General features: G+C 41.2%; 15 protein-coding genes. 4 read left to right on the plus strand and 11 right to left on the minus strand.

The window, feature by feature from the left end; genetic code table 11:
• Positions 1-234: 234 nt before the first annotated feature.
• Positions 235-804, plus strand: coding sequence for a hypothetical protein (locus DET59_RS15840; RefSeq protein ID WP_113970594.1), 570 nt, complete (start codon positions 235-237; stop codon positions 802-804).
• 33 nt (positions 805-837) lie between these two features.
• On the opposite strand, the gene DET59_RS15845 is transcribed toward DET59_RS15840, so the two are convergent.
• From DET59_RS15845 to DET59_RS15865, 5 genes are all read right to left on the minus strand, one after another.
• Positions 838-1,197 carry a DUF1499 domain-containing protein gene (locus DET59_RS15845; RefSeq protein WP_113970595.1) on the minus strand — a complete coding sequence of 120 codons (360 nt, stop codon included), beginning with the start codon at positions 1,195-1,197 and terminating at the stop codon, positions 838-840.
• A 634-nt stretch (positions 1,198-1,831) separates the two neighbouring features.
• A complete protein-coding gene (locus DET59_RS15850) occupies positions 1,832-2,248 on the minus strand; it encodes a Fur family transcriptional regulator (protein WP_113970596.1) in 417 nt (138 codons plus the stop codon).
• Between the two features lie 3 nt (positions 2,249-2,251).
• The gene (locus DET59_RS15855; protein ID WP_113970597.1) at positions 2,252-3,109 is read right to left on the minus strand and encodes a metal ABC transporter permease; all 858 of its coding nucleotides are present in this window, start codon (positions 3,107-3,109) and stop codon (positions 2,252-2,254) included.
• Positions 3,110-3,127: 18 nt separating this feature from the next.
• A complete protein-coding gene (locus tag DET59_RS15860) occupies positions 3,128-3,904 on the minus strand; it encodes a metal ABC transporter ATP-binding protein (protein ID WP_113970598.1) in 777 nt (258 codons plus the stop codon).
• Positions 3,905-4,054: 150 nt separating this feature from the next.
• Positions 4,055-4,936: a YitT family protein gene (locus DET59_RS15865; protein WP_113970599.1), complete on the minus strand. Its 882-nt coding sequence runs from the start codon at positions 4,934-4,936 to the stop codon at positions 4,055-4,057.
• Positions 4,937-5,026: 90 nt separating this feature from the next.
• Between DET59_RS15865 and DET59_RS15870 the strand changes: the two genes are divergently transcribed.
• Positions 5,027-5,281 (plus strand): DUF2624 domain-containing protein, encoded by a 255-nt coding sequence (locus tag DET59_RS15870; RefSeq protein ID WP_113970600.1) that lies wholly within the window; start codon positions 5,027-5,029, stop codon positions 5,279-5,281.
• A 56-nt stretch (positions 5,282-5,337) separates the two neighbouring features.
• Here the strand turns inward: DET59_RS15870 and DET59_RS15875 are convergent, their stop codons facing one another.
• Positions 5,338-6,231 carry a deoxyribonuclease IV gene (locus tag DET59_RS15875; protein WP_113970601.1) on the minus strand — a complete coding sequence of 298 codons (894 nt, stop codon included), beginning with the start codon at positions 6,229-6,231 and terminating at the stop codon, positions 5,338-5,340.
• 69 nt (positions 6,232-6,300) lie between these two features.
• On the minus strand, positions 6,301-7,608 hold the full coding sequence (locus DET59_RS15880) for a DEAD/DEAH box helicase (RefSeq protein ID WP_113970602.1): 1,308 nt from the start codon (positions 7,606-7,608) through the stop codon (positions 6,301-6,303).
• Positions 7,609-7,915: 307 nt separating this feature from the next.
• Here DET59_RS15880 and DET59_RS15885 point away from each other — a divergent pair, with 307 nt between their 5' ends.
• Together DET59_RS15885 and DET59_RS15890 are read left to right on the plus strand one after the other, a co-directional pair.
• Positions 7,916-8,632 carry a YqfQ family protein gene (locus tag DET59_RS15885; RefSeq protein WP_258549703.1) on the plus strand — a complete coding sequence of 239 codons (717 nt, stop codon included), beginning with the start codon at positions 7,916-7,918 and terminating at the stop codon, positions 8,630-8,632.
• A 175-nt stretch (positions 8,633-8,807) separates the two neighbouring features.
• A complete protein-coding gene (locus DET59_RS15890) occupies positions 8,808-9,764 on the plus strand; it encodes a 4-hydroxy-3-methylbut-2-enyl diphosphate reductase (protein ID WP_113970603.1) in 957 nt (318 codons plus the stop codon).
• Between the two features lie 40 nt (positions 9,765-9,804).
• On the opposite strand, the gene DET59_RS15895 is transcribed toward DET59_RS15890, so the two are convergent.
• The 4 genes from DET59_RS15895 to DET59_RS15910 all read right to left on the minus strand — a co-directional run bounded on the left by DET59_RS15895 (position 9,805) and on the right by DET59_RS15910 (position 13,493).
• On the minus strand, positions 9,805-10,923 hold the full coding sequence (locus tag DET59_RS15895; RefSeq protein WP_113970604.1) for a Nif3-like dinuclear metal center hexameric protein: 1,119 nt from the start codon (positions 10,921-10,923) through the stop codon (positions 9,805-9,807).
• Positions 10,920-11,630 (minus strand): tRNA (adenine(22)-N(1))-methyltransferase, encoded by a 711-nt coding sequence (locus tag DET59_RS15900; RefSeq protein ID WP_113970605.1) that lies wholly within the window; start codon positions 11,628-11,630, stop codon positions 10,920-10,922. The genes DET59_RS15895 and DET59_RS15900 overlap by 4 nt, the downstream gene beginning before the upstream one ends.
• Positions 11,631-11,747: 117 nt before the next feature.
• Positions 11,748-12,122, minus strand: coding sequence for a cytochrome c550 (cccA, locus tag DET59_RS15905; protein WP_113970606.1), 375 nt, complete (start codon positions 12,120-12,122; stop codon positions 11,748-11,750).
• Positions 12,123-12,350: 228 nt separating this feature from the next.
• Complete coding sequence (locus DET59_RS15910; RefSeq protein ID WP_113970607.1) at positions 12,351-13,493, minus strand: acyl-CoA dehydrogenase; 1,143 nt, start codon at positions 13,491-13,493, stop codon at positions 12,351-12,353.
• Positions 13,494-13,515 lie beyond the last annotated feature (22 nt).

A 13,515-nucleotide genomic window follows, 5' to 3' on the forward strand; every position in this document is an offset into this window, starting at 1 on the left:
AAGTACGGGCGTGCCGAGACCCCGGAAGCGAAGCTGAGGAGGCTCGGCCGAACGTCCGCGGAAAGCGGAGCAGTTCCCCTCACCATCCAGCACACACTAATGGACAGAGCCAAGACAGATATTATGTAAAGACAACAATCTTTGCGAAAAGAACCTTTTGTAAACATCGTTTATCTACTGGTCAGAAATGTGATAAACTTGAAGGAGTTTTTATAAAGAGGAGCATGATAAAGAATGAAACGTTTTGGAATAGATATTGATGGGACAGTTACGTCACCTGAATCTTTACTGCCTCACATAAATGATTATTTTAAGTTGAATTTAACCTTACAAGACATCACCCAATACGAGCTGACAGAAGTTCTGAATATTTCACCTCAAACTTTCGGGAAATGGTTTAAGGAAGCAGAACCAACCATTTACAAAGAATCTCCACTAGCTCCCGGCGCAAAGAAAATATTGGATCAATGGAAAGAAATACATGAGCTTTATTTTATAAGTGCAAGAAGATCCGATCTCATCCAATTAACGAAAGAATGGTTTAATTCACAAGATTTGATGTATCATCACATCGAATTAATTGGCTCACATGACAAAATTTCAACAGCAAAAAAACACGGTGTCGATATTTTCTTTGAAGATAAACATGATAATGCTGTAGCGATTTCTGAAGAACTATCGATTCCCGTTCTGTTATTCAACACACCATACAATCAAAAACCGATCCCTGATGGAGTCATTCGCGTAAACGACTGGCAGGAAGCGAACTCCTGGGTTCAAGCCTGGCTTCAAAATGAATCATAGGAAAAAGCCTCTAATCGTAAGAGGCTTTTTCCATTATTTATTGAATAACTTTTTAAATTGCTCCACCCGTTTCCGATTCACTTTAAAATCATAATATCCGAGGCGTGAACCTGACTTGATATGTAGAAGGTTGGTGCTTTCATCAATATAGAGTTCCAGGTCATCTTTGAATTTCAACCACTTTGATGTGAAAACCGCATGTACATAATGTGACTTTTCTTCTTTGATTTCTACATGATCGAACTTGCTTAAGGTGTTGCGGATTCTCGTCTTCGCATCTTCTGTGCTGTCACTGATGGGAAGTGGTGCTATTCGATGATATGATGTGAGATCAATTGTGCTTACACAGTTTTTTTTATTCGTTGGGCAGTGCGTAAAAGGGACTGTTTCCATGGCTGTATCTCCTCTCCATTCCTTCTCTATAATTGCATTTTTTCCCTCTTTTACCTTCACTTAAACTCTGGACATTTCAATAAAAGAAAAAGACTTCCAAGAAAAACAAATTTATCATGAGTGGTAGTGTGAAAACATGGACCGTTCCTTTCCGCTCCAGGCACTTGCTTTCCGCGGGGAGGAAGTCGAGCCTCCTCGACGTTCCGTCTGTGGGGTCTCGACCTTTCCTCTATTTCCCGCAGGAGTCAAGTGCCTTCCGCTACAATCCACTCTGTGCTAATACAAAAAATAATTATTTCAATTATCAATCAAGCCTCAGGGTTCTAGAAAGGCGTAAAATTTCTTTAAAAAGGCTGTTTTCCAATTTAGTTAGTTTTTTGACACCTTTTAGCTCTGTCACGAAAACCTCTTAAAGATGGAAAGGGAACTGCGTAGACTCCTGCGGAAGTACGGGCGTGCCGAGACCCCGGAAGCGAAGCTGAGGAGGCTCGGCCGAACGTCCGCGGAAAGCGAAGCGGTTCCCCTCACCATCTAAGCACACACTTGTTGACAGAGCAACAAGCAGATCTTATGTAATAAAACAACAAACTTTTCCAAAGGAGCCAAGAAAAAAGAGACCCTAAAAAGGATCTCTCTACTGACATTGAGGACATTTACCATATATTTCGAATTTATGGCCGGATATATCATACCCTGTATCCGTTAAATTTTCTTTTAATGTTTCCATGGGACATGTGTGAATTTCTTTCGTTTTTCCACAATCCATACAAATGAAGTGATGATGATGGTGATGACTTTCGCATGTAAATCGAAAATGTCTTTCGCCTGAGAGTTCAGTCTCTTCCAAGATCTCAAGTTCAACAAACAAGCTCAAATTACGGTAAATTGTATCAAAACTGAGCCCAGGGTAATCAGCCTTCATGTTTTCTAATACATCCCTGGCCGTCAAATATTTATTCGAGCTGGAAAACAGTTCAAGTAATTGCTCCCGTTTTCCCGTATGCTTATATCCTTTTGATTTTAACAGGTCCATTGCTTCCGTTACATTCATTTCCTACACCTCAACTTTAGAAGAATGACTCGACGTTCTTATTTTTTTCATCACAATTGTAATGAGAAGGATTAAAATAGCCGTCATGACAATCGTACCACCTGGTGCAAGATTCAAATAGAACGCACTGATCAATCCAACAATAACAGAAACTTCACCGAATAACAGTGAAAACCCAATCGTTTGCTTAAATCCATTGGCAATCCTGATACTTGCAGCTACCGGTAATGTCATAAGAGACGAAACCAGCAGGATCCCGACGATGCGCATGGAAGCGGCAATCACAAGAGCCACCATGACCATAAAGATAAAGTGAATTGCCTTAGCGGGGATACCTGACGCCTTTGCATGATCTTCATCAAAGGATAAAAGAAACAATTCCTTATACAGCAAGATAATCACGCTGATGACAAGGACGCTGATTCCCCCAATCAGATACAAATCCCCTCTGCTGACTGCGCTGACACTTCCAAACAAATAACTAAATAAATCTGTATTAAAGCCGTCTGCCAGAGAAATGAAGATGACCCCTATCCCGATTCCGCCAGATAGGATGATCGGAATCGCAAGCTCCTGATAGTGCTTATATAACATACGCAAACGCTCAATGAACAAGGAACCCATGACAGAGAATACCATTCCCAAATAGAGTGGGTTCAACCCCGAAAAAGCAGGTATCGTTTTACTTACATACAGGCTCGCTGCAATACCTGACAGAGTGACGTGACTCAAGGCATCCGCAATTAAAGAGAGCCTCCTTACAACGATGAATGCTCCTAATAAGGGGGCGATGATTCCAATGAGTATCCCCGTCAGAAATGCATTTTGTAAAAATTCATATTGAAAAATAGCTTGAAGCATTGTCTTCCCTCCAACCGATCATGAATGATGATGTTCATGATCATGATTTAAGAAATGTACATCATGACCATAAAAAGAGGAAAGCTGATTTTCTTTTAGCTTTTCAAACTCTTCTGTTTTGCCATGGAAATGTAAATGTTTATTTAAACAAGCGACATGAGTCACTTTGTTCGAAATCGATCCTATGTCATGAGTGACAAAAACGAGTGTAATCCCTAAATCTTTATTTAAGGATTCTAACATATCATAGAAGTTTTGGACGTTTTGACTGTCCACTCCCACTGTGGGTTCATCAAGAATCAATACATCAGGCTGGCTGACGAGCGCCCGGGCAATGAACACCCTTTGCTGTTGTCCTCCTGATAACTCTCCAATATTACGTTTAGCGAATTGACTCATCCCAACTGATTCTATGGCTCCATGAACATCTTGTTTATATTTTGATGAAATCCTCTTGAACAAACCTGCTTTTTTCGCTAATCCGCTCGCTACCACCTCATAAACCGTGGCTGGAAAACCTGTATTGAAGCTATTGGCCTTCTGGGAAACAAACCCTATGCGATCCCATTGTTTGAATTTATGCTGGGGGATCCCAAATAGCTCAATATTCCCTTGTTTCACTCGTAAAAGGCCCAAAACAAGCTTAAGTAAGGTCGATTTTCCTGAACCGTTAGGTCCGACGATCCCAAGGAAGGCCCCCCTGGGGATGCTTAGGTTAATATCCTCGAGCACTCTTTCCCGCTCATACCTGAAATTCACATCTTCTATTTTAATAATAGGATTTATCGTATCCATTTTAATCATCTCTCTTTATAAGAATCATTACGATTTAAAAGTACATAGGGTAGTATACATGATGGGTGCACAATTGTAAATATTCATACCCCGATACCATAATAAAAGGACTGCTCGATTTGAGTGAGCAGTCCTTTACTCCATGCTGCATTAATGAATGGCAGACTTAAATCGTGCACCCTTTGTTTCCTGTGTACTCATAATCGTAATGAATGCATTGGGGTCTACATCAGAAACAATGGATTTCAATTTTGTTACTTCAAGTCTCGTGACCACGACATAAATGACCTCTTTATCATTATCTGTGTAACCTCCACGCCCCTTTAACATGGTTGTTCCCCTGCCAAGTCTTTTAAGTATAGCGTCGGATACATCCAGGTAATGGTCAGAAACAATGATAACCGCCTTCGTTTCATCCATTCCCTGAATGACCGTATCAATCGTTTTAAAGGCTATATAGTAGGTCATAACGGAATACATCGCTTCTTCAAGCCCGAAGACAAATGCTGCCCAGGCGAAAATGAAAATATTGATGAACATAACAAACTCCCCGACTGAAAACGGAAGCTTCTTCGTTAAAAGGATACCAAGGATTTCAGTTCCATCCAAAGATCCACCATGACGTATCACAAGGCCGACCCCAACCCCAAGGGTCAATCCTCCAAAAACAGTGGCTAACACTTTCTCTGTTACAAACGGTTCAATATGGTGTAAAAGGCTTTCAATACCTGCCAGCGCTATAATGGCAAACAGAGAAGAAACGACAAAGGTCTTCCCGATATGTTTATACCCGTAATACATGAAAGGGAGGTTTAAAAAAACCAGCAGGGTTGCAAAGTTTACAAATGGAATGGTGTCTGAAACTAAATAATCCAAAATCAGCGAAACACCAATAATTCCACCATCGATGATATTATTTGGAACAAGGAACAACTCAATGGATATAGCAGCTAAGGCTGCTCCAATCGTAATAAAGATCAATCGGTAAATAAAATGAAGGGGACTTTCTTTTTTATGTACTCTTTGAGTCATCGTCAATTCCTTTCCTTTCACTTTATTTTCTTATAAAAATGTCACTTTCTGATCAGGAGTTACATATGTATCTGTTGAGGAGTGATAAACATGAAGCTATTACAAAACGTGATTAATCACAAAATCAACAATATCACAAATGATGAATTATTAAAGTACGCGAATCAATATAACATTTCATTGACGTCCCAGCAGGCAACAAGCATCGTCGCTAGTGTTAAAGGAAAGAACATCAATATTTTTGATGACAAGAAGCGCAGTAAATTGGTGAAGGACTTAGCCAGGATCATAGGACCTGCCAAGGCGAAGGAAATCAACCAACTCTTTTTGCAGCTCATCAGATAGTAAAAGAAGAGGAGGCGTCCCTATTGATGAGAGATGACCTCCTCTATTGCCTTTTTTTATTGATTCAGTATTTTCGTTAATACACCTTCATCGAATGTTTGATTCTGAAGCATGTCAATTTCGAACTTGTAAGGAGGTTTTTTATTTTTCTTATCTTCCCCTACATATGGTGTTTCCAGAATCTTAGGGACCTCTTGCAGCTGTGGATGATGCACAATATAATTCAGTGCTTTGAATCCGATATGTCCGAATCCTATATTTTCATGGCGATCTTTACTTGCTCCACGTACATTCTTACTATCGTTAATGTGAAGAACCTTTAAGCGGTCAATCCCGACGATCTTATCGAATTCTTCCAGGACTCCATCGAAATCTTCAACAATATCATATCCTGCATCATGGGTGTGACAAGTATCGAAGCAAACAGAAAGACGGTCATTCAGTTCTACTCCATTGATGATTTGTGCTAATTCCTCAAAAGATCTTCCACATTCTGAACCCTTCCCTGCCATTGTTTCCAATGCAATTTGCACTTTATGGTCTTTGGTCAGTACTTCATTCAGACCTTCAATGATCTTTTCAATCCCCTTATCTGCTCCTGCACCCACATGAGCACCCGGGTGAAGCACAATCTGCCCCGCTCCCAGAGCTTCTGTGCGCTCGATTTCAGAACGGAGGAAATTGACACCTAATTCAAATGTAGCAGGGTTCGTCGTATTTCCGATGTTAATGATATAGGGAGCATGAACAACAATATCCTCTATCCCATTTTCTTTCATGTGAGCGATACCCGCTTCAATATTTAAGTCTTCGATCTTTTTTCTTCTCGTATTTTGAGGTGCACCTGTATAAATCATAAATGTATTAGCTCCATAGGAAACGGCTTCCTCACTGGAAGCTAATAGCATTTTTTTACCACTCATTGAAACATGGGATCCAATCTTAACCATTCTTCTCAACTCCTAAGAAAATCTCTCTATATTGTATCGAATGTGTACAAATGAATCACGTTAAAACACTTATTTATTTCTGTTTTTCATTCTTCTCTCACGTTTCTTAATTTGGTCCATTTTGTATTGCATTTTCTTTTTATAGCCCGGCTTAACGGTTTTCGGTTTCCGAACCATAGATTTCGCTTTTTCATCAATCTCATTAACATTCGATTTTTGACGGTTCTTACGTTTGTTCAGGGGTGGTAACTCAGACCATTCCCCTTTCTTAATGTCGTGATGAGCAAAGCTGATTCCGAGCTTCTCCAGACGATTCAATGCATCTTCATCCGAAGGTGTATATATGGTATAGGCAATTCCGCTATTACCGGCACGCGCTGTACGGCCGGAACGGTGAACATAGAAATCCAGGTCTTGTGGCAATTCGAAGTTAATGATATGACTTACACCTTCAATATCAATCCCTCTTGCTGCTAAATCAGTCGCTACGATGTACTGATAATCCAGGTTTCTCGTTTGCTTCATCATTTTCTTACGCTCACGCGGGGAAAGGTCTCCGTGAATACGTCCAACCTTTAATCCTTTAGCGATCAAAGCATCTGCCACTTCATCTGCTTTTTGTTTTGTATTGGTGAAAACGATGCCTAAATATGGATTAATATCCACTAAAATATTGTACAATAAGTTAATTTTATCACGGCTCTTAAGAGGGACGATCACATGTTGGATATTCTTAGCCGATAGTTGCTCGGGCTCGACATGTGCATATTGTGGATTTTCCATATACTTTTTCAAGAATGGCTTCAGTTTCTCTGGAATCGTCGCAGAGAATACAAGCATTTGTAATTTTTCAGGCATCTTAGCGGCAATTTGATCCACGTCTTCAATGAATCCCATATCAAGCATCAGATCCGCTTCATCAATCACCAGTAGACTGGCAGTATGAACAAATAAGGCTTGATCTTTCACTAAATCATTGATCCGGCCAGGAGTACCAACCACAATATGAGGCTGGTGTTTTAATTTCTCAATCGTTCTCTGCTTGTCCGTTCCACCAATGTAGCAACGGGAAACAATGTTGCTATCTTTCGTGATCTTTAGTACTTCTTGATAAATCTGTTGTGCCAGTTCACGGGTTGGAGCAGTAATGACTGCTTGAACCTGTTCAGAATCTGCATTCACCTTCTCAATGATCGGTAATAGATATGAATGTGTTTTTCCCGTTCCTGTCTGGGATTGACCTATCGCACTTTGCCCTTTTAAAATCAGAGGGATCATTTTCTTTTGAATTTCTGTTGGTTCGTAGAAACCCAGTTGTTCTACAGCTTCATTAATGAAAGACTGTAATCCGAATTTTAGAAATAAATTCTTTTTCATTCTTACATCTCCTTTTATCAAAATATCCTTTTATTTACGCTGTCATCGGGATGGATGACTTCTCGTACACATCATCACCATAGATATATATAAAATTTACGGGTCACTTTATCATCGCGAGTGATTTTATCTTAACGTTAGCAAGCGTCATATTTAAAGAACATCTAACCATTATAATATTTTTTTGGCAAAACATCTAGTTCATACTTTATTTAATTTGAGATGATACTGTATGAATACCCTTTTTCCACCTATTGCATACTCTATACTGACGAGGAATTTATTCGAATGAAAGGAGGCTGTCATTATGCCGCCTAGAAGAATGAGGAATCAGGGCCAGGATATGCGAAATCCTTTCGGAATGAGACAGCAGCGGGGATTCAACGGGTTCGGAATGCAGCAGCCTGGGAGAAACAGCTTTGGACTGGGGCAGACGCAGCCACCTCCGTTTCAATTTGGAGGACAACGTCAAAATCAGGGATTCAATATGGGAATGAATCAGAGAGGAAGAAACCGGGGGCCAGGTAAAGGTGGTTTATTGTCTAAGCTTCTTAAAAAGGGTGATAATCAGAATGCCGGCGGAGGATTATTACAACAATTTTCCAGAGGGGATTCATCCTCCAACTCGTCTGGCTTTGAACGATCTCCCCAGGCAGCTGGCGGAATCCTCCAGAGCCTATTGAACCCCGGCAATGTGAATTCATTTTTATCCAATTCACAGCAACTGCTCCAGACCGCTCAACAGCTGGGTCCGATGTTCCAACAATATGGACCTATGGTGAAAAATATCCCGGCACTATGGAAGTTATATCGTGGATTCAAAGATATGTCTGCCGATGATGCGTCCGACGACGGGAATAGCGAAGAAAAAGATGCGGATATCGACATCCCTGAAGTCGAATCCACCGTTAAGAAAAAAAAGAGAAAGAAACCACCGGTAGAAAGTTCAGGGGATAGTGATCTTGATGAGAACCAGGCGCCATCAAAGTCTAAATCAGGTTCAAAACCCAAACTGTATATTTAAAGCCAGGATCCCTAAAGGTACCGAATCACCTGTTTAGGGATTTTTTTATTTGACGGCCACTAACAAGGCATTTCGATAGGGAAAGGTTCATTTTATTATCGTTCTCTTTGTCAGGAAGACTGTTCTCCTTTATAATGAAGACAAAACCTTTTCTCATGTAGGAGGATATTCATAGATGGAAATTATTAAGATTACCCCGAGAGGCTATTGTTACGGTGTTGTAGATGCAATGGTCATTGCAAGAAACGCCGCATTAGACAAATCGCTTCCTCGTCCAATTTATATTTTAGGCATGATCGTTCACAACAAGCATGTGACTGACGCATTCGAAGAAGACGGGATCATTACCCTGGATGGCAGCAACAGAAAAGAAATCATCGAACAGGTAAATGAAGGAACGGTTATCTTCACGGCACATGGAGTCTCTCCCGAAGTGAAAGAAATAGCCAAACAAAAAGGACTTGTCACACTGGATGCAACATGTCCCGATGTAACGAAGACCCATGATCTGATTCGAGCTAAAGAAGCGGAAGGCTATGACGTGATCTATATCGGTAAAAAAGGACATCCTGAGCCTGAAGGGGCTGTCGGGGTCGCACCTGAGATCGTACATCTCGTGGAAACAGCAGAAGATGTAGAAAAGCTTTCAATTGAAAACGAAAAAATCATTGTGACCAATCAAACGACGATGAGTCAGTGGGATGTATTGGACACGATGGATAAAGTGAAGGAAATGTATCCTCACGTTGAGCTGCACAAAGAAATATGCCTGGCTACCCAGGTTCGTCAAGAAGCAGTTGCCGAACAAGCTGGAGATGCAGATGTTCTCATCGTCGTTGGAGATCCAAAGAGTAATAACTCCAACCGGCTCGCTCAAGTATCAAAGGATATCGCAGGTACTCCTGCACATCGCATTTCCGACATTAGTGAATTGGATATAGAATGGATTAAAGATGCGGGCATCGTTGCTGTAACAGCAGGTGCATCCACTCCTACTCCAATCGTAAAAGAAGTCATTAAATTCCTTGAAGCTTTTAACCCACATGATGAATCCACTTGGACAAGAGAGCGAAATGTTCCAATAAATAAAATTCTCCCTAAAGTACGAAAATCTAAATTGGGAACAAAATAAAGTGAAAGGCCCCTTAGAAATTTTAAGGGGCCTTTCCTCTTTACATATACGTAAATGGGTTGGTTTCAGCTTTTGACGCGAATATATTGACGATATATCCTTTTTCCGAGGATTTTTCCGCTAAATGACTGGCCACTCCATCCTTCATGACTTTTTCGATGTGATGTCCTGCATCAACGACATTCAGCCCCATCATCATGGCGTCGTGGGCGGTGTGGTAATAAATATCGCCTGAGACGAATACATCCGCTCCCTGTCTTTTCGCTTTCCCGATAAACTTATTTCCATCTCCGCCAAGCACTGCCACTTTCTTCACTTTCGCTTCCCCATCACCAATGACTCTGATTCCGTCCATACCAAATGTTTCTTTCACAACTAAAGCAAATTCCTTAAGACTCATCTCATTCTGTAAATGTCCGATTCTACCCAGGCCTAAAGCAGGCGATTCGTTTTCAAGTGCATAGATATCATAGGCAACTTCTTCATAAGGATGATGGGTAAACATCGCTTTCAACACTTTTTTCTCTAAAGAAACAGGATAAACCGTTTCCACCTTCTCTTCCGCTACTTCCTCAAGGGAACCTTGCTTCCCGATATGCGGGCTCGTGCCCTCCTCAGGGAGGAATCTTCCCTTTCCTTCAGTCGAGAAGCTGCAATGAGAATAGTTTCCGATGTGCCCGGCTCCTGAATTCCCAAGGGCTGTTCGAAGTTCCTTTGCGTTTTCTTTTGGCACATAAACGACCAATTTACGGAGCTCCTCATGGTGGGTAGGGACGAGTACAGACGTATCCTGCAAATGCAGCATTTCGGATAAAAGGTCATTCACTCCCCCCGTCGCCACATCAAGATTCGTATGAGCCGCATACACGGCTATATCATGCTTGATTAACTTCTCAATCATTCGTCCCTGATAGGTGTCCGTTTGCAGGGACTTTAATGGACGAAAGAGCGGTGGGTGGTGGGCTATGATTAATTTCACATTGTTTTTAATGGCTTCATCCACCACATTCTCCAATACATCCAAGGTGATCATCACATTCTCAACCTTTTCGTTCAGCTTACCAATTTGAAGACCAATCGGATCCCCTTCTTCTGCTAAATATTTTGGTGAAAATTGTTCAAACAGTTGAATGATCTCATGACCGTTTACTGTCTTCATGGGATAAGAACCTCCTCCACCATTTGTATTTTTTGAATAAGTTCCCGTTTTCGTTCTTCCAACGCATCGGTTTTTTCCGCTTTTTCCATGTTATTCAATATATTCTTCCATTGATGAAGCTCCTGATTCCATTTTTTCAAAAATGCATCGTTGCGCCCCTTTATCAAAAATGGACCGAGCAGCAACTCTTTTTCAAGCTCACCAGAGTAATGGCGTCTCGGATTTCCTTTCTCCGCCACTAGAATTTCATATACCTTATCATCTTCTTCAAGAATTTCTTCCCCTATTAAGTCCCATTCATTGTCCATGAGCCACGTCCGGATGGACCTTGAACTCACATTAGGCTGAAGGACCAACCTGGGTTGATTGGTCAGCTTTGCTTTACCCGCCTCCAGGATAGAGGCAATCAATGTGCCCCCCATTCCGGCAATCGTAATACAATCCACTTCACCTGGAGAAATCACTTCCAGGCCATTCCCTAATCTTACTTCGACCTCTTGAGTTAATTCGGCATCTTCCACTTGTTTCTTGGCAGAAAGATATGGCCCTTTCACTACTTCTCCTGCGATGGCAGAGGACGCAATGCCTTTATTGACGGCATAGCACGGTAAGTATGCATGATCGGAACCGATATCAGCGATTTTAGATTGCTTGGGTATGTATGAAACAACTGTTTCTAGTCGTTTTGATAACTGTTGAATATTCATTCGTTCACCTTTAATCATTTTTATTGGATAAATCATATACGATAATCATTCTAACCAACTTTACACGATAAAAAAAGTCCTTTGCCCAAAAGACAAAGAACCTTTTTCAATCATTGATTATTTAAGTGACTTAATCCAGTCTGCCATAGCATCCAGATTTCCTTCTTCTACTAGACCAGCCGGCATCATACCTTTACCGTTTTTGATCGTTTCTTTGATCTCGTCTTTAGACAGCTTTGTTCCCTTTAGAGCAGGACCGGCGCCACCTTCATAGTTTCCACCATGACAAGATATACAAGACTCTTTGTACTTAGCTTCCGGATCGAATTCCCCGCTTGAAGCCTGTTCGCCTTCTTTACCTTCCATTTCCCCGGAACCTTCTTCTTTTGCTTTTTCGTCAGCGTTATTAAGGCCTTCTAAAGATAAGAAGAAAACAAGACCAATTCCAAGAGCCATGATCAGTACGAATGGAATGATTGGATTACGATTCATGATTTAACCTCCTTTATGTACAACATCCAAAATAGTGCTCTTTTCAACACTTTATATTTTACTGTAAAAAACGACAAAGTAAAAGTACTATCAATTAACTTTTCCATCTTTCTCACAAATTAGACACATTTCGTGTGAAATTTGGTGGGTTTTCATTAAAAGGAGGAGAGCCCTATTGCCCCGGATAGGACCAATAGAGCTCCTGATTGATGTTATGGTGCATTCACCTTATTGACATCCTATAAGCCTTGAAATGACCATTCTCTGGACTTCTGAGGTACCTTCTCCGATTTCAAGGAGTTTGGCATCCCGCAGATATCTTTCCACATGGTATTCTTTCATGTATCCGTATCCACCGTGAATCTGAATGGCTTCATCAGCTACTTCCATACTGATTTCTGAAGCGTAAAGCTTACACATCGATGCTTCTTTAGAAAATGGTCTACCCTGATCTTTCAACCATGCTGCCTTATGAACCATATTCCTTGCCAGTTCAATCTTCATTGCCATATCAGCAAGCTTAAATTGAGTGACTTGAAATTGTGATAAGGTTTTGCCAAATTGCTTTCTTTCCTTGGAATACTGCAGTGCTTTATCAAAAGCAGCCTGTGCCACACCGACAGCCATGGCCCCGATTCCGATCCTTCCACCGTCCAGGGTGACAAGGAACTGCTTAAAACCTTCTCCTTCTTTACCTAACAGGTTTTCCTTCGGCACTTCTACATCTTCAAGAACCAACTCAGTCGTGTTCGATGAATGAAGCCCCATTTTTTCATAATTATCGATGACCGTAAATCCTTTTGCTTTAGTCGGAACGATTATCGCACTAATTTCTTTGTTCCCATTGTTTCTACCTGTAATCGCTGTTAAAGCGAGATGATTCGCATAACTTGCATTGGTAATATAGCACTTGTTACCGTTAATAACCCATTTATCCCCTTTATCTTCTGCAGTGGTTTGGGTGCCGCCTGCATCAGAACCTGCATTGGGTTCAGTCAGGCCGAAAGCTCCAAACGATTCCCCTGTACAGATTGGCGTCAAGTATTCCTGCTTTTGTTCATGGGAACCAAATAAGTTAATGGGTGCTCCTCCAAGTGAAATATGCGCAGAGTACGTAATACCTGTCGAAGCACAAGCCCGGCTAAGCTCTTCGGTTACGATGGCGAAACTGACCGTATCGGCACCTGCTCCTCCATATTCCTCGGGAAACGGAAGTCCCATCATCCCCAGATCAGAAAGCTTCTTGAAAATTTCTTTAGGAAATTCCTTTGTGCGGTCCCGGTCCAATGCACCAGGAGCCACTTCTTCTTCAGCGAATTCCCTGATTGTCTTTTTAATCATTGTTTGTTCTTGTGTTAAGTCAAAATTCATTCTTATCCCCCTTGTCTAACTT

Origin of the sequence: Rossellomorea aquimaris (genome assembly GCF_003315075.1) — a bacterium.
In the GTDB taxonomy this organism is placed as follows: domain Bacteria; phylum Bacillota; class Bacilli; order Bacillales; family Bacillaceae_B; genus Rossellomorea; species Rossellomorea aquimaris_C.